This is a genomic window from Nonomuraea sp. B208, from assembly GCF_057536035.1.
The window spans coordinates 239,739-257,223 of record NZ_BAAJOU010000030.1 but is presented as its reverse complement, the minus strand read 5'-3'; the positions used below and the strand labels follow the sequence as shown (position 1 = coordinate 257,223).

Sequence of the window (17,485 nt, the reverse complement as noted above, 5' to 3'; positions counted from 1 at the left end):
CCGTGCTGGATACTCGGTTGTCGGCCGGGTGTTCCCGCAACTGCTGGAGGAAACCGTGAGACTTGGCGTGATGTTCGACCGGGGCCTGCCGCCCGAGCGGCTCGTGCCGTTCGCCAGGGAGCTGGACGACAGCTCCGCCGACGACCTGTGGGTGGTCGAGGACCTCGGCTGGGCGGGCGGCCTCACCTCGGCCGCGACCGCCCTGGCGGTCACCTCCCGCCTGCGCGTCGGCATCGGCATCACCCCCGCTCCCCTGCGCAACCCGGTGCTGCTGGCCATGGAGCTGGGCAACCTCGCCCGCCTGCACCCGGGGCGGCTCGCCGCCGGGATCGGGCACGGCGTACGGGAATGGATGCGACAGGCCGGGGCGGCCCCCGCGTCGCCGCTGGCGCTGCTGGAGGAGACGATCACGTCCGTACGGGCGCTGCTGCGGGGCGAGACGGTGACGCTGGAGGGCCGGGAGGTCCGGCTCGACGGGGTCTCGCTCGTGCACCCGCCCGCCACCGTCCCGCCGCTGCTGGCCGGGGTGAAGGGGCCGAAGTCGCTGGCGCTGTCCGGGCGGGTGGCGGACGGCACCATCCTGCCGGAAGGCGTCGGGCCCGCGCAGCTCACCGCCATGCGGAAGACCATCGGGGCCGGGGACGGGCACGAGGTGGTGATGTTCACCTTCCTCGGGGTCGGCGACGGCTACACGGTCGATCGCGGGCTGATCGAGGAGCAGGCCGGGTTCCTGGGGGTGGCGCCCGAGGACGTGGTGATGGCGACCGGGACGGCCGAGGAGGCCGCCGAGCGGATCAAGTGGCTGGCGGCGGCCGGGGCGGACACCGTCGTCGTACGGCCGCTGGACCTCGCCGACCCGCTGCGGCACGTCCGGGCTCTCCTGGCGGCCCTTTAACCCGGGCTGGTGGCCATCTGGCCGATGGTGGTCGGTCAGATGGCCGATGAGGGCGGGGCCCCTTGTCGCGAAGATCGATTCCATGACGCGACTCGCTGTGATCGCAGCCTCAACCGCCGTCGCCGCCCTGACGGCCCTCACCACGGCCGGATGCGGCGGCCTCGACGCCGAAGACGTCCGCGCCACCCGCGCGTTCCCCGTGACGGGCACCGAGCTGAAGATCGTCTCCTCGCTGGGCGGCGTCCGCGTCCTGCCCGGCACGGCCGGCTCGGTCCAGGTGGAACGCTGGGTGCGCGGCAAGGCGGCCCGCGAGGGCAACGCCACCTGGTCCCTGCGCGACGGCGTCCTGCGGCTCGGCGCGGACTGCAGCATGATCTTCGGCGACTGCGGCGCCCGCTACCACGTCAGGGTGCCGCCCGCCGTCCACGTCACCGTCGAGGCCCCGGACGGCGTCATACTCAAGGAGCTCAAGCAGGACGTGGACGCGGTCTCGCGCGAGCACATCCAGGTGGACACCGCCTCGGGCCGGCTGCGCCTGCGCAGCGACGGCCCGATCACCGCCACCGGCCTGACCTCTCCGGCGTTGCGCGCCCGGACCGTGGACGGCGCGATCGACGTCACCTTCGTCACCGCCCCGGCCGACCTGGACCTGGAGTCCGCTGACGGCCGGGTGACGGCGACGGTGCCGAAGGGCTCGTACGCGGTGACCGCCCGCAGCAAGGACGGCTCCGTCGACTCCGAGGTCAGGAACGACCCGAAGGCGCCGGCCGCCATCGTCGCCCGCAGCGGCACCGGGAACGTCCGCGTCCGCGTGCGGTGACCGCTACTCCCATACGGCGGCGTACCTGCCGTTCTCGGCGTTCACCTGGACCGGGCGAAACCCCTGGTCCTTGAGCTGGTCGAACCGGGCCTGGTAACCCGACGCGCTCATGTCGATGTAGTGCGCCCAGGACTTGAGCCCGTCCTTGCGCCACACCGCCGCGTACGTGCCGTCGGGCGCGACCGCGACCTTGACCGGACGGAAGCCCTTGTCCTTCCTCGCGTGGAACTCGGCCTCGTGCCGGGAGCGGCTCAGGCCGTGGGTGAAGGACGAAGCGCCGCCCGGGTTCGTGGCCCAGACCGCCACGTAGCGGACGTCGTCCGGGGTGCCGTACGCGTCCACGGAGGTCAGGGCGAGGCCCTTGCCGGTGGCGTACTTGTCGGCCGCGGCGAACTCGCTCCCCGTGAGGTGGTGGCGGGCGTAGACCTTGCCGGCCTTCTTCTCGAAGACGGCCGCGAACACGGCCGAGCCCGCCGGGCCCGTCGCCGACACCGACACCGGCTGGGAGCCCTCCTTCAGCGCGGCGTCGAAGCGCTGCCGGTAGTCGGAGACCGACATGCCCTGCCGGACGCTCCACTGTGACGAGCCGCCCTTGACCCAGACGGCGGCGTACCGTTCGCCGTCGGAGACGTTCACGGTCAGCGGGCGGTAGCCCTGGTCCTTGAGCCGGCGTATTTGCTTGGCGCTCTCGGCGGCGCTCACGTCGTGATAGGCCACGAAGGCGGGCGCCGTCCGCGCGCTCGCCGCCGCCGCCGGAGCGGCGCCCGAGGCGACGAGCATGGAAGTGACGACGGCGATCTTGCTCGTGGTCCGCATGACCCTCCCCCTGCATGACGGAATGCTCTAGGTGATCAAGAGAATGGGCACGACCCTAACAGCGATCGCAGGCGGCTAGATCTCAATCGTCTGGAAGTCGTCCGGCACCAGGCAGCGCTCGATGTGCCCGGCCTCCACCCCCGCCCCCAGGTGGGTCAGCACGAACGGCAGGGCGGGGAAGCGCTCGCGCAACGCCTCCACGTGCGCGACCTCCATGTGCCCGGCCGCCGGGTGGTGCGGGCCGTTGCACTCCAGGATGAGCGTGTCGCTGGCCGCCGCGAGCGCGTCGAGGCCCGCGCACGGCCGCGTGTCACCCGAGTAGCCGACGGTTCCGCCGTCGCGTTCGAAGACGTAGCCGTAGCAGTCGAGATGCGGCACGTGGTCCACCTCCACGGCCCGGAACTTGACCGGTCCCGCCACCTGCCACGAGCAGTCCACCTCGACGTAGCGGAGGTCGAGCTTCTCGTGCGCCTCCTCGTGGATGCCGGGAACGCCGGCGACGTCCATCATCGTCCGCAGGAACCGCTCGACCCCCGGCGGCCCCACCACGTGGAGCGGCGTGGCGGCGTGCCGGTGCAGCAGTTCGAGCAGCAGGAAAGGCCAGCCGAAGGTGTGGTCGGCGTGAAAGTGCGAGATCGCCACCACGTCGAGGCCGGCCACGTCGATGCCGCAGCGATGCAGGTGGGGCAGCGCGGTGGGCGACGGCTCGACCAGAATGTGATCGTCGAGCACGAATCCATTCCAATAGCGGCCGATGCCGGTGAAATTGCCGGTGCCGAGAAAGGTGACCCTGGTCAATACGCCCCCCGTGGTAGCCGTCCCGAAGAATCTCACACCGGATATACGGGAGAGAGGCCCACTTCAGCCTTTTCCGTACGCGACCAGCTCCACCTCGTAGCCGTCCTCGTCCGCCAGATAGGCCGCGTAGTGCCGCTCGCCGCCGGCGTACGGGTGGCGCTCGGGGAAGAGCAGCGTCCAGCCGTGGGCGGCGGCCCGCTCGGCCAGGGCGTCCACCTCGGCCCGGCCGCCCGCGTGGAAGGCGAGGTGGTTCAGGCCGGGACGCCGCCGGTCGTGGCTGCCCGCGGTGAGCGCGGGCGACCGCTCCAGCACCACGTACGTCGTCCCCAGCCGCCAGCTCCGGCCGTCCGGCCACTCCTGGAACACCTCGTACCCCAGCTCCGTCAGCAGCCAGCCCCAGCTCCGGGTCGCGCGGTCCAGGTCGGGCACCCAGATCTCGACGTGGTGCAGGGAGCCCGTGACGGGCTCGGTCGTGTCCTCCATGCCGCGACCCTAACGGCCCCGCCCCCCTTGGTCAGTCGACGCCGTTGGGGCAGAGGAACGACGTGATGCGGGCGGGCGCGGCCGTCACCAGCTTCGAGCCGTAGTCGCGTGAGCAGAGGTTGCTGCCGATGTCGCCGTCCAGGAAGCGGGTGGCGTCGCGCGTGGCGATCAGGTCGATGCCGCCGACGCTCGGGGATTCGATCCTGGCCGCCACCCAGTTCCCCACGCACAGCCGGGCCGCGACGGCGGCGTCCGACGGGAGGTTGCCGCCGTTCAGCGCGGCGGCCTCACGGAGGATGGAGCTCTTGGACGCGCATGGGGTGGGGGCTGTGGAGGCCGGCTGCTTGCGTGGGGGACGCGTCTTCTCCGGGGTGGCCGTCTCTTCCGGGGTCGCCGTCTCGTCCTCGGCGTCAGCTGTGGGGTCGTCCGTGGTGGCGTCGTCCGTGGGCTGGTCCTTGGTCTCGTCGCTCGTGTCCGGGGCCGGGGTCTCCTCGTACGTCTTCGTCGTCGCGGTCGGGCTTTCGCTCGGGCTCAGCAACGCCTCCAGCAGTCCTCGTCCGGAGCTCGACGCCAGCGCCGCTCCCCCGGCCACGACCGCCACGACGGCGACGGCCACCGCCGCGGCCGCCCATCCCGGAATCAGCCTGCGCCTGGCGGGCACCGCCGGAGGCGGCAGGACCTTCGTGCGCGTCGTCAAGGGCAGGGTGACGGGCGCCGGGCCCGTGCCCGACCTGATCGCGGTGAGCCGGGCGAGCACCTCCTCGGCGGGCGGCCGGGCTGCGCGGTCCTTGGCGAGGGCGCTCCGTACGAGCTCGCGGACCTCCTTCGGCACTCCGGATAAATCGGGATCGACGCCCATGACCCGATAAGCGAGGACATCGGGAGCCCCGGTGCCGAAGGGCGGGCGCCCGGTGGCCGCGTACGTCATGAGCGCGCCCCACGCGAAGACGTCGGCGGCGGCGTCCGCCTGGTCGCCCCGGTACTGCTCGGGGCTGATCCAGCCGGGCGTGCCGATCAGCGCGCCGGTGCCCGTGAGCCCGCTCTCGTCGAGGGCCCGCGCGATGCCGAAGTCCAGGACCTTCGCGCCGGAGTCCGCGAGGATGACGTTCCCGGGCTTGAGGTCGCGGTGCACGATGCCGGCCCGGTGGATGTCGGTGAGCGCCTCGGCGATGTCCACGCCGAACGAGAGCAGCCTGTCGGGGGGCAGCGGCGCGTTCTGCTGGACGTACGTGCTGAGCGTCGGCCCCGGGACGAACTCGGTGGCCAGCCAGGGCGGCATCGCGCCGGTGTCGGCGTCCAGCACCGAGACGACGCAGCGCCCCCGCACCCGCGACAGCAGCTCCACCTCACGGACGAACCGGGCCAGGAACTGCGGGTCCGCCGCCAGCCCCGGATGGATGACCTTGACCGCGACCCGGGCGCCGTCGGCCGCGACCCCCGCGTAGACGACCCCCATGCCGCCCGCGCCCATCCGGCCCACGATCCGGTAGGGGCCGATCGACTCGCGCTCGTCCATCGTCAGGGGGCCGAAGCCGCCGGGGTCGCTCATCCAGGCTCCCGTCGCCGTCGCGTCGCAACAGCAGCGATCTTATTGACCGGCTCGTGAACCGGTGCCGCGCTAGGCTCGCGACCCGTGTCTTCAGATCATTTATGGCGGATTATCAGGATCGGCTTAGTAGGTCTGGTTCTTGCGGCGACCGTCGCGGGCCTGGTGTTCGGCGACGACTGGCTCTGGACGGCCGTCCAATGGTCGCCGCCGTACGGCGAGCGCGCCGGATTCGACACCTCGACGACCGTGATGCTGCTCGTGACCGCCCTGGTGAAGGCCGCGTTCCTGTGGTTGATCCTGCGTGCTCCCCTGCCGGGACCGCTGGACCGCCGGGCGAGAGCGCTGCGCCGGCTGCTGTATCTGGCGGTGGCGTACGCCCTCGTGTTGTGGTACCCGATCGGGCTGCTCCCCGACGCGGTCGACACGGCATTCCAGCTCGCGCTGTGGGCCGCGATCGACGTCCTCTACCTGCTCGTCATCCGCTGGCGGTCCCGCCTGTTGCGCGCGGCGGCCGCAGCGCTGTTCGCGGTCGAGCTGGCCGGGATGGCCGACCAACTGCTCGACGACCTCGACCTCCCTCAGGTCCACTGGGGCGAGGTCGTCGTGCTGGGCCTGATGCTGGGCAGTGCGGCGGCGACCGCCCTCACGGTCGTCGGGCAGTGGCGCGACGGCCGATGGAGCCGCGGCACGCTGATCGCGGGATGGGCGTCCATGGGTGTCTACACGCTGTTGATCCCGCTCAACCTGCTCGCCGGACAGTTCCCGGGCGGCGGTCTGGTGTTGCCGGTCATGCTGGACGCGATGGGGCTCGTCACCACCGTGTGGATGGCGGCGACCGCCCGCGAGTTGCCCACCGAGAACCCCGTACCGGATCTTCCGCCCGCCAGGCAGCGGATGATCCGCGTCGCGGTGGCGACCGTGACCGTCCTGCCGATCATCGCGATGATCCACCCGGAGCAGGCCGCGCGCCTCACCTACACCGGCTGGTCGACGGACTGCTATGACCGGCCCAGCTTCGGCGACCTGAAACCCGCGCAACGCGACGCCGTGTTCCTGTGCGTGGCGCGGGGCATGGACGGCGGAGGCCCGCCCATGTTCCCGGACAGCATGTCGGACCAGGCGATCCTCGCGTACGGGCGGGCGCTGTGCCGGGCGAAGGACCGCGACGAGCAGGTGGCGATCCTGACGCGCGCAGGAAGCGCGCGGCCGTCCTGGGGCGTGGACCCGTGGGACCTCGTCTACGTCTGCCCCGAGATCATCGGCGCGACCCATCCCGAACTGCTGCGCTCGGCCGAGGAGACACAGGCGGCGAACGACTCCTACATCGCCGAGGAGAACGCGAAGTGCCGCGACCCGTGGCCCCGCACGAAGGGCGTCGTCCAGGCCACGGCCAAATACTTCCTGTTCGTGGACGGCGATCCCGGCTACCTGGTCCACGACCCCGGCGACGAAACGGTCGAGGAGGAGGCGGACAAGCTGTACAGCGGCGACGGCCTCGTCACAGCCGGCCGCAACTCCGCGCTCGTCGGGCACATCGAGGACGTCTCGGACCTGTGCCTCACCGTGAAGGCGTTCCGCACTGCGCCGCCCCGGCGGACGGCCGGGTGGCAGCAGGTCGAGGAGGTGCCGATCGTCAGCCGCACCGGCCGGCTCACCGTCCCGGAGATGGGCGAGGACGAGGTGGGCGCGGGCGCCCCGATGCCGAACCTGGCGATCAAGGGCAAGGGCCGCTACCGGCTCCGCGTCTACGTACGGATTGACACCGCAGGCGAGGAGCAGCACCTGGTCGTCGTGTTTCCGGGCGCGTCGAGGAAGAGACTCACGCTGAAGCCGTGAACGGCCGGGGCTGCACCGCCCGTGCACCCCGGCCCGCGGACCACAGGAGAACGATCGAGTACAGCAGCCCCGCCACCGCCGACGCCACGGCCGCGACCAGCAGCGGGACGCGGACGATGCCGTCGTGGCTGAGCACGATGAAGGTCGGCCCGGACAGCGTGGCCACGCCACACCCGATCCAGGTCATCACGACCGCCGAGCCCGGAAAACGGCCCACGAAGCCGCGCGCCGGCGGCGTGACGTATCCGATCGCGACCAGGAGCCCGGTGACGGCCAGCACCGTCCGCTGAGCCGGACTCTCGAACCCGGCAGGCCCGCCGCCCTCGGGACCCGTGACCGCCCAGACGACCAGGGCCAGGGCGTAGCCGAGCAGGGGGACTGCGCAGATCGCCGCTACCGTCCGATCGGCCGGTGGGGGGCCGGTGGCGAAGGTACGGGACCAGCGTTCCATGGCGTGCAGCAGGACGAGGACGGCCAGGCAGCAGCCCAGCACCCCGAAACCACCGTAGATGGTGACGAACACCCACCCGGCGAGTCCGTCCCCACTCCCGACGGGCGTCGCCGTACCGGCGACCGCCTGGACCAGCAGTCCGGGCGGGAGACCGAGCACGATCGGGGCCAGCAGCCCGGTGGCCCCCCAGGCGGGCACCAGCAGCAGCCAGGCCGGCAGGCGATGGGCGATCGGCCGCCCCAGCACCACCGCGAGGGCGATGGCGAGCAGGTCCATGGCGACGGTGATGTAGTTGCCGACGACGTGCCGCGGATCGTTCATCAGCGCCTGGCCCGCGGCGTCGGTGATCCCGATCGTGGAGCCCGCGAGCCAGGCCACCTTGAAGATCAGGTACGGCAGGCAGGACACGACCGCGACCACGAGCACGGCGGTTCTTAAGGCACTTCTGTTCATGATCCACTCCCCCAATTAGAGAACGATCTCTAGAACAACCGTAGCGGATAAACTCATCGCGATGCCCAGAAGTCCCTCGTTCACCCACGACCAGATCCTCGACGCGGCACGGGACGCGGCCTTCGAGCACTGGCGCTCGGCCACCGTCGGCCACGTCACCGCGTTGCTCGGCGCCCCTTCGGGCTCGATCTACCACCGCTTCCCGTCGAGGGACGTGCTCTTCGCGACGGCATGGATCCGCTCCATCAAGGCGTTCCAGGCCGGCCTGACCTCGGCCGCCGACACGGACGAACCCATCGAGGCCATCGTGCGCACGGCGCTCTGGATCCCCGACTTCTGCCGCCGCCACCCGCGCGACGCCCGCATGATGACCGTCTTCCGCTACGCCGACCTGGTCGCCACCGGCCCGCCCCAGCTCCAGGACGAGCTCCGCGACCTCAATGCCCCCGTCGCGGCCCACCTGCACCGCCTGACCGAACGCCGCTACGGCCGCATCACCCCGCACGGACTGGAGGTGATCGCCCTGGCGTGCCGCGACTCTCCCTACGGCATCGTCCGGCCGCTCATCGGCGAGCCCATCCCGGCCTGGATCGACGACGCCGTACGCGTGACCAGCACCGCCCTGGCCCACCTGAACGACTGAGCCAACTACGCTCGCGCCCATGCGAAGAATCACCGTGGCACTGACAGCACTGCTGGCCCTGACCGGATGTGGGCAGAATGGCGGCGAAGGCGGCCTGAAGGAAGCGATGGCCGCCGTCTCCGGAGAGGGACCCGCCGCCGCGTACTTCGAGTACGGCGAACCGGCTTGGTGGCGTGACCTGGGCGTCAAGGCAGGCGCCGCCGAGGCCCGCCGCTGGTTACCCGCATCCGTCTCCGGACTGGGCAGCTTCGCCTCAGCCGCGGCGGCCCTGCCGGAGGCCACGGGCATGACCCCCACGGCCGGCACGCGGGCGATCTCGATCGGTGTGCCTCCGCAGCAGGCGTTCCGGTTCGACGGCGAGGTCGATGCGGACGCCGTACGCAAGAAGCTGACCGCCCACGGCGCCAAGCCCCGTGAGATGGGCGGCCACGAAGGGCTCTCGTTCTCCCCCGGCGACGAGATCGACCTGTCCCGGACGATCGTTCCCGGCGTGACCAACCAGCTCAACCAGGTCGTGGTCACCGACTCCCTGGTCGCCACGGCCTCGTCCCCCGACCCGCTCACGGCCGTCCTGGGCGGGGAGACCACACTGGCCGACAAGCCGGCGTACGCGGCCATGGCCTCCTGCCTCGGCGACGTCGCCGCAGCCACGATCACGACTTCGCCCAGTGAAACCGTCACCCTGTACGGGGTGGGGCTGCGCCGCCCGGCCGACCTGAACGACCGGCCCGTCAACGTCATCTGCGTACTGCCGTCGGCATCCGCCGCCACCGAAGTCGAACGCGCCCTGACGACCCGCCTCGTCCCGACGGGGACCATGGGTGACGGCGGAACGTACGGAAAGCATGCCGCGCAGATCGCGCACGACCGGGTCAGCTCGGACGATCACACCGTGCTGCGGGCCGTTCTGACGCTGAACGACACCACGAACGCGATGTTCGCCAACCAGATGCTGGTCCGGGGCGACCTCCAGACCCTGACCAAGCCGTGAGGCAAGCGCCACGGTAAGCACCGGACCCTCGCTTCCTGCCACACCTCGTACTCCACGAACTGGAGGCGTGGGTCCTGCTGGGCCACGACGCACTTGGCGAACTCACCGGCGACGACGCACTCGCCCGTGCCGTCCAAGCGATCGTGACGCAGGCCCGAGGCGCCGAGCTGGTCAACGACGGGGCCGGCACCGCTCCTCCAAACGTCTACTGCGCCTGTTTCCGCTGTACAGAAAGACCGTCGTTCGCTGGCAGGTGAAGGGGTGCGTCGTAGCCTGAGCGCCCTGGACAGTGCATGGATGTCGGCTCGGGCTACGCGCGAATGGTGGGCGCGGTTCTCCAGATCGTCAGGAGCCGAGCTGGTTCATCTTCTGACGTGTCACCCGCATGAGATCCTCGACCCGTGCAATCTCTGCCGTCACGTCCGTGATCTGGTTCTCCAGGATGATCGGCACCCCTGCGCCCCCGTAGCGCGCCTTCTCGATCTCAAGTTTGTTGAGCGAGCCGTAATGAACGTTCAGCAACGTGCTGAGCCCCTCCAGCCGAGTCTGCAGCGCCTTGCGCTCCACCTGGCTGTCACGCCAGCGAGGCTCCACCAGCACGTCGTCCGCCAGTTCGACGGCGCGCCAGCCTGCCTCCGCTGCCGAGCTGCCCTTCTGCAACCGGTCGACGTCCTCCAGGGTCCGAGGCCGCTGTCGCAGTACATCGGCGACGTCCCTGATCTCCTGAAGCAAGTCCCGAATCTCGGGCCGCAGCCGCTCCAGCGCTTCATCCTGTGACGACCGCTCCAGCGTCCGTACGGCTCCTGCGAGTCTGCGGGTCTGCCCGCCCACCGCCGCGAGCGACGCCGCCCGCTGGTAGAAGACGGCTAGATCGGTCTCCTGCAGCCCGCGCCCTGGCAGAAGAACCAGGCTCACCTCCTCCAGTGACGACCCACGCGCCAGCCGGTCGCAGATCGTCTGAACGAGGATCTGAGCCCCTTCGTACAGCGGAAACCGCCCGGTGCCAGTGCCGAGTGCAGGGAGGGCGATACTTCGTACTCGAAGGTTCTCCGCCAAGTCCAGCGAGCGGGTCACGAGTTGCTTGATGCACGCCGGGTCGGGCATGAGATTGCGATCCAAGTCGATGGTGACCGCGTGGAAGATGTACTTGGCGGGCAGCTGCCCCGCTGTTGTCACTCCGACGTCGCCCAGCGAGAGTGGCAGCAGCTTCCTGGCATGTAGACCGAGTTCCTTACCTGCCTTGAGGGACAGGGCCCTGGATACACCGCCGCCCATCGTCAGATAGTTGTCGTCGGAACTCACCAGTACCTCAGCCGTCGACTCGGTGAGGTCGCCGTAGCCGACGCGAAACAGGGACGCGCCGATCCGGTAGACCGCCGTCATCGCGGCTGGCTACGCAGGCGCTCGCGCACCGCCTCCAGGCGGTCGCGCTCGTCCTCGAGCTGGGTCTGCAGGTGGACGGGAGCGCTTCCAGCGTACTTGGCGACCTGCTCTTCGAGAATGCGCACGTTCCGTTCGTGAATACGCAGGAGATTCCCCAGGCCTTCGATGTCAGAATCCGGCGTGCCGGGAGTTTCGTGCATGCCTGACTCCTGTCGACTTTCCTCCATGCCCGGCTTATCCGCCAGCCGGGCGAGCCATACCGCCAGCCCCAACGCCGCCACCGCGCCGGCGAACCACAGCGTTTGGACCCACCAGGGGCCCTCCACCCGGTTGGTCGCCACCCCACCGGCCACAGTGGCCACAGCGCTGCCGGCGGCAATGAGCTGGACCGGCTTTCGCACACCCTTTTTGCCCTGTTTCATGAGAACCAAAAACCGGCGCCGAGGTTTCTCATTGGAAAAGTGTAAAGGCGTCGTCCTGCCATTCGGGCGAGAACGTTGAACCTTCCGCGCCAGGTTGGATGCCGAGCGTGCTCTGTCCGGCTACATCAAAGGTTGCCCATTCGCGAATCCGACAATCTGCCAACACGGCAACTCGGCCTGGCTGAAGACAATGATCGTGTCCGATCCAGCTTGGGCGCATGCTCGCCAGGGAGGTCCGTACGAAGTCGACTTCCTGGTTGTCCGGCGTGGCGGCGACGGCGGCGAGGTCGAGGAGGCGCGAAGCGCCCTCTGCGAGGACCGCCGTTGGGCGTGGCGTCCCGCATGGGCTTTCGCCTCGCCCAGCTTGCCTGAGGACGATCGGGGACGGCCGGGCGACGCCAGCGCCACCTGGTGAGGAGTCAGGGGGCGAGCACGTCCGCGTGGCGCTGGAGCACCTCCCGTCATCGTTCGCCGGCCCGTTCCTCCGCCTCCAACCCGTCCAGGCAATCCTCCAAGTAGCCGGGCAACTGCTCGGGAACGCGCCGCCCCGGCAGAAGGCCATCCTCGTCCTCAAGTTCGTAGACCTTCACCTGTCGAGGCACCACCTGGTCTGTACGGAGATCCAGTGCAGGCGCCAACTCCCAAGCGTGGACCACGAAGATGCTGATCACGCAGCGCACGCCGTCCCACATCAGTGCCTTGGCGAGGTTGTCATCCACTGACCCCAGCCCCATTTCTGTCCGTCAGAGGAATCACAGAGCTCGAAGCCATTGATCGAGGACCGCGAAGTCTTCGTCGGCGAGTCCCCGGAACGACTCCACGTGGTGAAGGAGTGCACGGCCGCCGTGGTGCGTGGAGACCCAGTCGCGATCGGCGTCGGTGATCTCGTCGTCCACCCAGGCGAACGGGCGTCCGGCCGCCCAGCTCACCAGGGTCCGGGTCTTCCAGCAGAGCCTGAACCACTGGTCCTCGCGTTCATGCTCGTCGGATGACTCCGGCCAGGTCACGACTGGCAGACGTGGCAGCCCGATTCGGGGTGCTATCTCGACGTTCGCCTCGTCTTCCCAGGTGGTGGCCCAGACGAGTTCGCAGGGCAGCGCCGCCAGTCGACGCCCCACCTCGATGGTGAGCCGCGCCACGTGCGATCGGGGCGTGGTGGCGAACGGCTCACGATGCGGGTCCTCACCGAACGGGAGCAGCGGCCCGTCGACATCGAGGAAGAGCAGCGGGCGTTCCGCATGGCTGGTCATGCTGCGGCGTACTCGTCACACTTGACGAGTACGCCTCGTTCGAAGCGGGACTCGATGAGCTTGAACGTCATCGCCAGGAGCGCCGCGCGGTAACCGGCGCCGCGGGTGACCTTGGTCCGCAGCCGGACAGTGGAGAAGGTCGACTCAATCGGGTTCGTGGTGCGCAAGGTCGGTCCAGCGTTCGGCCGATTGATTGGAGAACACCCGCAGCACATCCGCACGGAACAGGGCAGGTGGTTACTCATGGCGATCCCGAAGAAGGGTTCGCGGCTCATCACTGTGGATGGCACCGTATACCGCTGGCGCGTCCGTCGTAAGCCCACGTATTGCCAGGGCAACAGCTGGGGTCCTATGACGTTCGCGGTGGAACTGGCCGACGCGTCGGGTCGCGTCCTTCTGGTGTCGCTCCCCTGCTCACGGCCAGACGCATGGTGGGGAGAACGGACGATGGCCCTACGGCCGGTGCTTGTTGCGGCGATCATACGGACGGCGCTCAGGCACGGCTGGACACCACGGCAACCAGGCAACGCCTTCGAGCTTGCCCTGACTGATGAGGATCTGACCGAGCTGATGAACGGCCAGCCTCCTGCCTATAGCGTCCCTTTCATGCGGCGATAGCCCCTGCTATGTGATCAGTACGACCGTCGCTTCAGGATGCCTGTGCACGCGGACGGTGGGGCTCGGAGCGTGATTGAACGTCGTTTTGAGTTTCGGATGAAGTCTGGTGGGGGGCGACTCAAGGGTTACGCTTCGTCACCGGCCCTGGCGATGGTGCGGTCTGCGGGGAGTAGGCGGGTTCCTCCGTCTGGGTCAGTGATGACCAGGATGGGCACGCCTTCGGCTACGCCGAGTTGCTTGCGTTCGGGCTCGGTAGGCATACGGGCTGCGACCTGGGTTCCGGGGGATATCTGGACGGTGACGGCTTCGCCTGCATCTCGGACGCGTGAGCCGCGCAGCTCGGTGATGATGAGCCCCTCTCCCCTGAGTACGGCCATGGCCCGACGGACCGAGTCTCGGGAGATGCCGAACTCGGCCACGTAGTCGCTTTCAGCGGGGAGTCTCTGGCCGGGGCGCAGGTCTCCCCCTTCGATGCGTGCCCGGATCAGGTCGGCGAGCTGCTTGTAGACCGGGCGGTCGGCGCTGGGGTCAATGGCCATGGCATCGAAGCTACGTAGTACTGTACGCATCTCCGATTGCGCCTACGTACGTATGTAGCTACATTGGGAGGAACGTTGACCGCACTTGATCGGCTGGCCCAATGACACTTCAGGAACTGGCAGCCCGGTACCCGAACTGGGTGATCTGGCGCGGCGCGACCGACACCGGCCCCGGAAGCTGGTACGCCACACGGCGAGCGATGCCCCTGAGCAATGAACAGATCGATGCCGGGATGGCCCAGACAGTGAGCGGTGACGACCCCGCCGCGCTCGTCCGAGAGCTGGAATGGCAACACGAACTCGCCTTTACCCTTTCGCGCAACGCGAGGATGAGCCCGTGACGGACCTGGGTGATTTCGGGAAGCCGTACCACGGGATTCATCCGGCCGCGCCCCAAGCCGGCTACGAACGGCTCACCTGGCAGGAGCCCGATCCTCGTAATGATCGGTTCCGGGTGCGCGATCACACCTGCGAGTGCCAGCGCATTGTGTACGAACTGTGCCAGGCAGGCGGCCTGCACTTCATACGGCGGCTCTACCGTTCTGACGGCGTGACCGAGCACGAATCCGATCGGATGCGTGCCCCCAGGCCGCACGGCTCTGGCTGCGTATCCTGCTCGGGCAGGCGCGATGAAGGAACAACAGGTCGTACCTGGCGCGAGGAGCCTACTCATTGAGTAAGCCGGCCGCTCCCAGGCTCGTTATGGACACGTCGATGGCCCGACGGCCGGCCAGCCTGCAGCAGGGTTTAGCTGGGGGTTTGGGGGGCTGTGCCCCCCAATGAAGCTGCCCGAGCCCCAGGCGCGAAGCGCCCCCCCGCGAGGACCGCGCCTTTGGGCTGGGGGTTCGGGGGGCTGTGCCCCCCGATGAGAACTGCCTGAGCTTTTCGCGCGAAGCGCCCCCTGCGAAGACCTTGCCTTTCGTCAACGCCTACTTGAGGAGCTGGCGGGCCATGACCATGCGCTGGATCTGGTTGGTGCCCTCGTAGATCTGGGTGATCTTGGCGTCGCGCATCATGCGCTCCACCGGGAAGTCCTTCGTGTACCCGTACCCGCCCAGCAGCTGCACCGCATCCGTCGTGATCTCCATCGCCGCGTCCGAGGCCGCGCACTTGGCCGCGCTCGACAGGAACGTGAGGTCCTTCTGGGGTTCGCCGTTCATGGCGCGCTCCGACTTCGCCGCCGCGTGGTACGTGAGCTGCCGCGCCGCCTCCAGCTTCATCGCCATGTCGGCGAGCATGAACTGCACGCCCTGGAAGTCGGCCACCGGCCGGCCGAACTGCTTGCGCTCCTTGACGTACCCCACCGCGTAGTCGAGGGCCCCCTGGGCGATGCCGAGGGCCTGGGCGGCGATGGTGATGCGGGTGTGGTCCAGGGTGGCGAGGGCGGTCTTGAAGCCGGTGCCGGGGGCGCCGATCATGCGGTCGGCCGGGATGCGGACGTTGTCCATGATCACCTGGCGGGTGGGCGAGCCCTTGATGCCGAGCTTGCGTTCCTTCGGGCCGAAGGAGACGCCTTCGTCGGACTTCTCCACCACGAAGGCGGAGATGCCGCGCGCGCCGGCGGAGGGGTCGGTCACGGCCATGACCGTGTAGTACTCGGAGACGCCCGCGTTGGTGATCCACATCTTGGTGCCGTTGAGCACGTACGAGTCGCCGTCCGCGACCGCCCGCGTCTTCATGGCCGCCGCGTCCGAGCCGGCCTCCGGCTCCGACAGCGCGTACGAGAACATCCCCTCCCCCCGCGCCACCGGCTTCAGGTAGCGGGCCTTGAGCTCCTCCGACGCCGACAGCAGCAGCGGTACGGTGCCGAGCTTGTTGACGGCGGGGATCAGCGAGGTCGACGCGCAGGCCCGCGCCACCTCCTCGATGACGATCACCGTGGCCAGGGCGTCGGCCCCGGCGCCCCCGTACTGTTCGGGCACGTGCACGGCGTGCAGGTCCGCCGCGACCAGTGCCTTGTAGACGTCCCAGGAGAACTCCTCGTTCTCGTCGGCCGCCGCGGCGTACGGGGCGATCTTCTCGTCGGCCAGGGCGCGGACCGTCTCGCGGAGCATGTCGTGCTCTTCGGCAGGCGCGTACAGAGGAAAGCTCATGCTCAGATACTAGGACGTCCGAGCTTCTTGTTACCAGCCGGTACGGTTTGCGCCGAGAAGCAGGTGGCACGTACGGAGCAGCGGGGGCCGATAGCATGCGTGCGCGATCGAAAGGAGCACCCTCGTGCCATATCGCCTCACGGTGATCGGGACCGGATACCTGGGGATCACGCATGCGGCCTGCATGGCGGACCTCGGTTTCGAGGTCCTCGGCCTCGACATCGACGCCGACAAGGTCCAGCGGCTCAACAGCGGCGAGCTCCCCATCCACGAGCCGGGACTCGAACCCGTGCTCCGCCGCGGCCTCGAATCCGGGCGCCTCCGCTTCACCACCTCCTACGAGGACATCGCCGCCTTCGGCGACGTGCACTTCATCTGCGTCGGCACCCCGCAGAAGCGCGGCGAGTACGCCGCCGACGTGTCCTACATGGACGCCGCCGTCGAGTCCCTCGCCCCGCTCCTCGATCGCGAGTGCCTGGTCGTCGGCAAGTCCACCGTCCCCGTCGGCACCGCCGAGCGCCTGGCCGACAAGCTCGCCCGGCTCGCCCCTGCCGGGGTCCTGACCGAGCTGGCGTGGAACCCCGAGTTCCTGCGCGAGGGCCACGCCGTCCAGGACACGATGCACCCCGACCGGCTCGTGTTCGGCGTGCGCAGCGAGCGGGCCGAGAAGGTGCTGCGCGAGGTGTACGAGCCGCTCGGCGACGTTCCGATCGTGGTGTCCGACTTCGCCACGGCCGAGCTGGTCAAGACCGCCGCGAACGCGTTCCTGGCCACGAAGATCTCCTTCATCAACGCCATGGCCGAGGTCTGCGAGGCGGCCCACGCCGACGTGCAGAAGCTGTCGGAGGCGCTGTCGTACGACGACCGCATCGGCGGGCGCTACCTCAACGCCGGGCTCGGCTTCGGCGGCGGCTGCCTGCCCAAGGACATCCGGGCGTTCATGGCCCGCGCCGGGGAGCTGGGGGCCGACCAGGCGCTCACGTTCCTGCGTGAAGTGGACGCCATCAACATGCGGCGCCGGGCCCGGATGGTCGACCTGGCCAGGGAGCTGGCGGGCGGCTCCTTCCACGGGTGCGTGGTGGGCGTGCTGGGGGCGGCGTTCAAACCGGACTCCGACGACATCCGGGACTCGCCGGCGCTGGACGTGGCCGTGACGATCGGGCGCCAGGGCGGCCGGGTCACCGTGTACGACCCGATCGCGCTCGACAACGCCCGCAAGGCGCATCCCGAGCTCAAGTACGGCGAGTCGGTCGTCGAGGCGGTGCGCGGCGCGCACGTGGTGCTGCTGCTCACCGAGTGGCAGGAGTTCGTGGCGCTCGATCCCGAGCAGCTCGGCGGAGTCGTGGCGGCGCGCCGCATCGTGGACGGGCGCAACGCGCTGGACGCCGAGACGTGGCGGTCGGCGGGCTGGCACTACCGGGCGCTGGGCCGCCCCTGAAAACGGG

Annotated in this window: 18 protein-coding genes and 1 pseudogene; 7 read left to right on the top strand and 12 right to left on the bottom strand. The window is 69.5% G+C overall.

The genetic code is table 11. The features are described 5' to 3' along the window. The first annotated feature begins 55 nt into the window (after window positions 1-55). Together AC27IY_RS42795 and AC27IY_RS42790 are read left to right on the top strand one after the other, a co-directional pair. Complete coding sequence (locus AC27IY_RS42795; RefSeq protein ID WP_371250761.1) at window positions 56-895, top strand: LLM class flavin-dependent oxidoreductase; 840 nt, start codon at window positions 56-58, stop codon at window positions 893-895. An 82-nt stretch (window positions 896-977) separates the two neighbouring features. Beyond that, window positions 978-1,715 carry a DUF4097 family beta strand repeat-containing protein gene (locus AC27IY_RS42790; protein ID WP_487181521.1) on the top strand — a complete coding sequence of 246 codons (738 nt, stop codon included), beginning with the start codon at window positions 978-980 and terminating at the stop codon, window positions 1,713-1,715. Window positions 1,716-1,718: 3 nt separating this feature from the next. On the opposite strand, the gene AC27IY_RS42785 is transcribed toward AC27IY_RS42790, so the two are convergent. From AC27IY_RS42785 to AC27IY_RS42770, 4 genes are all read right to left on the bottom strand, one after another. After that, complete coding sequence (locus tag AC27IY_RS42785; protein ID WP_487181520.1) at window positions 1,719-2,531, bottom strand: hypothetical protein; 813 nt, start codon at window positions 2,529-2,531, stop codon at window positions 1,719-1,721. Between the two features lie 75 nt (window positions 2,532-2,606). Next, window positions 2,607-3,329, bottom strand: coding sequence for an MBL fold metallo-hydrolase (locus AC27IY_RS42780; RefSeq protein ID WP_371250758.1), 723 nt, complete (start codon window positions 3,327-3,329; stop codon window positions 2,607-2,609). A gap of 63 nt (window positions 3,330-3,392) precedes the next feature. Next, window positions 3,393-3,812, bottom strand: coding sequence for a VOC family protein (locus tag AC27IY_RS42775; RefSeq protein ID WP_487181519.1), 420 nt, complete (start codon window positions 3,810-3,812; stop codon window positions 3,393-3,395). 31 nt (window positions 3,813-3,843) lie between these two features. After that, window positions 3,844-5,361, bottom strand: coding sequence for a serine/threonine-protein kinase (locus AC27IY_RS42770; protein ID WP_487181518.1), 1,518 nt, complete (start codon window positions 5,359-5,361; stop codon window positions 3,844-3,846). 162 nt (window positions 5,362-5,523) lie between these two features. Between AC27IY_RS42770 and AC27IY_RS42765 the strand changes: the two genes are divergently transcribed. Next, the gene (locus AC27IY_RS42765; RefSeq protein ID WP_487181517.1) at window positions 5,524-7,197 is read left to right on the top strand and encodes a hypothetical protein; all 1,674 of its coding nucleotides are present in this window, start codon (window positions 5,524-5,526) and stop codon (window positions 7,195-7,197) included. On the opposite strand, the gene AC27IY_RS42760 is transcribed toward AC27IY_RS42765, so the two are convergent. After that, complete coding sequence (locus tag AC27IY_RS42760) at window positions 7,181-8,101, bottom strand: hypothetical protein (RefSeq protein WP_487181516.1); 921 nt, start codon at window positions 8,099-8,101, stop codon at window positions 7,181-7,183. The genes AC27IY_RS42765 and AC27IY_RS42760 overlap by 17 nt on opposite strands. A gap of 61 nt (window positions 8,102-8,162) precedes the next feature. Here AC27IY_RS42760 and AC27IY_RS42755 point away from each other — a divergent pair, with 61 nt between their 5' ends. Further along, complete coding sequence (locus AC27IY_RS42755; protein WP_487181515.1) at window positions 8,163-8,744, top strand: TetR/AcrR family transcriptional regulator; 582 nt, start codon at window positions 8,163-8,165, stop codon at window positions 8,742-8,744. Between the two features lie 19 nt (window positions 8,745-8,763). Next, window positions 8,764-9,735 (top strand): hypothetical protein, encoded by a 972-nt coding sequence (locus tag AC27IY_RS42750; protein WP_487181514.1) that lies wholly within the window; start codon window positions 8,764-8,766, stop codon window positions 9,733-9,735. A gap of 345 nt (window positions 9,736-10,080) precedes the next feature. On the opposite strand, the gene AC27IY_RS42745 is transcribed toward AC27IY_RS42750, so the two are convergent. The 6 genes and pseudogenes from AC27IY_RS42745 to AC27IY_RS42720 form a co-directional block, all read right to left on the bottom strand. Beyond that, window positions 10,081-11,118 (bottom strand): macro domain-containing protein, encoded by a 1,038-nt coding sequence (locus tag AC27IY_RS42745; protein WP_487181513.1) that lies wholly within the window; start codon window positions 11,116-11,118, stop codon window positions 10,081-10,083. After that, a complete protein-coding gene (locus AC27IY_RS42740; protein ID WP_449947930.1) occupies window positions 11,115-11,540 on the bottom strand; it encodes a hypothetical protein in 426 nt (141 codons plus the stop codon). The genes AC27IY_RS42745 and AC27IY_RS42740 overlap by 4 nt, the downstream gene beginning before the upstream one ends. Window positions 11,541-12,001: 461 nt before the next feature. Beyond that, window positions 12,002-12,259, bottom strand: a complete 258-nt coding sequence (locus tag AC27IY_RS42735) for a hypothetical protein (RefSeq protein ID WP_487181512.1) — start codon at window positions 12,257-12,259, stop codon at window positions 12,002-12,004. A gap of 33 nt (window positions 12,260-12,292) precedes the next feature. Continuing rightward, complete coding sequence (locus AC27IY_RS42730) at window positions 12,293-12,790, bottom strand: HAD domain-containing protein (protein WP_487181511.1); 498 nt, start codon at window positions 12,788-12,790, stop codon at window positions 12,293-12,295. Further along, window positions 12,787-13,006: pseudogene (locus AC27IY_RS42725) on the bottom strand (IS256 family transposase); the annotation flags it as partial. The pseudogene AC27IY_RS42725 and the gene AC27IY_RS42730, both read right to left, overlap by 4 nt. 527 nt (window positions 13,007-13,533) lie before the next feature. Beyond that, a complete protein-coding gene (locus AC27IY_RS42720) occupies window positions 13,534-13,947 on the bottom strand; it encodes a GntR family transcriptional regulator (protein WP_487181510.1) in 414 nt (137 codons plus the stop codon). 101 nt (window positions 13,948-14,048) lie between these two features. On the opposite strand from AC27IY_RS42720, the gene AC27IY_RS42715 reads away from it, so the two are divergent. After that, a complete protein-coding gene (locus AC27IY_RS42715; RefSeq protein WP_423443438.1) occupies window positions 14,049-14,288 on the top strand; it encodes a hypothetical protein in 240 nt (79 codons plus the stop codon). Between the two features lie 588 nt (window positions 14,289-14,876). On the opposite strand, the gene AC27IY_RS42710 is transcribed toward AC27IY_RS42715, so the two are convergent. Beyond that, window positions 14,877-16,040, bottom strand: a complete 1,164-nt coding sequence (locus AC27IY_RS42710; protein ID WP_371250725.1) for an acyl-CoA dehydrogenase family protein — start codon at window positions 16,038-16,040, stop codon at window positions 14,877-14,879. Between the two features lie 124 nt (window positions 16,041-16,164). Between AC27IY_RS42710 and AC27IY_RS42705 the strand changes: the two genes are divergently transcribed. After that, on the top strand, window positions 16,165-17,478 hold the full coding sequence (locus AC27IY_RS42705) for a UDP-glucose dehydrogenase family protein (RefSeq protein ID WP_344210331.1): 1,314 nt from the start codon (window positions 16,165-16,167) through the stop codon (window positions 17,476-17,478). Window positions 17,479-17,485: the final 7 nt, after the last annotated feature.

Bases quoted from the DNA above. Each gene is read 5' to 3' on its own strand.
- AC27IY_RS42790 (WP_487181521.1), top strand. From the start codon at position 978: ATGACGCGACTCGCTGTGATCGCAGCCTCAACCGCCGTCGCCGCCCTG.
- AC27IY_RS42785 (WP_487181520.1), bottom strand. From the start codon at position 2,531: ATGCGGACCACGAGCAAGATCGCCGTCGTCACTTCCATGCTCGTCGCC.
- AC27IY_RS42775 (WP_487181519.1), bottom strand. From the start codon at position 3,812: ATGGAGGACACGACCGAGCCCGTCACGGGCTCCCTGCACCACGTCGAG.
- AC27IY_RS42770 (WP_487181518.1), bottom strand. From the start codon at position 5,361: ATGAGCGACCCCGGCGGCTTCGGCCCCCTGACGATGGACGAGCGCGAG.
- AC27IY_RS42760 (WP_487181516.1), bottom strand. From the start codon at position 8,101: ATGAACAGAAGTGCCTTAAGAACCGCCGTGCTCGTGGTCGCGGTCGTG.
- AC27IY_RS42755 (WP_487181515.1), top strand. From the start codon at position 8,163: ATGCCCAGAAGTCCCTCGTTCACCCACGACCAGATCCTCGACGCGGCA.
- AC27IY_RS42750 (WP_487181514.1), top strand. From the start codon at position 8,764: ATGCGAAGAATCACCGTGGCACTGACAGCACTGCTGGCCCTGACCGGA.
- AC27IY_RS42745 (WP_487181513.1), bottom strand. From the start codon at position 11,118: ATGACGGCGGTCTACCGGATCGGCGCGTCCCTGTTTCGCGTCGGCTAC.
- AC27IY_RS42740 (WP_449947930.1), bottom strand. From the start codon at position 11,540: ATGAAACAGGGCAAAAAGGGTGTGCGAAAGCCGGTCCAGCTCATTGCC.
- AC27IY_RS42730 (WP_487181511.1), bottom strand. From the start codon at position 12,790: ATGACCAGCCATGCGGAACGCCCGCTGCTCTTCCTCGATGTCGACGGG.
- AC27IY_RS42720 (WP_487181510.1), bottom strand. From the start codon at position 13,947: ATGGCCATTGACCCCAGCGCCGACCGCCCGGTCTACAAGCAGCTCGCC.
- AC27IY_RS42715 (WP_423443438.1), top strand. From the start codon at position 14,049: ATGACACTTCAGGAACTGGCAGCCCGGTACCCGAACTGGGTGATCTGG.
- AC27IY_RS42710 (WP_371250725.1), bottom strand. From the start codon at position 16,040: ATGAGCTTTCCTCTGTACGCGCCTGCCGAAGAGCACGACATGCTCCGC.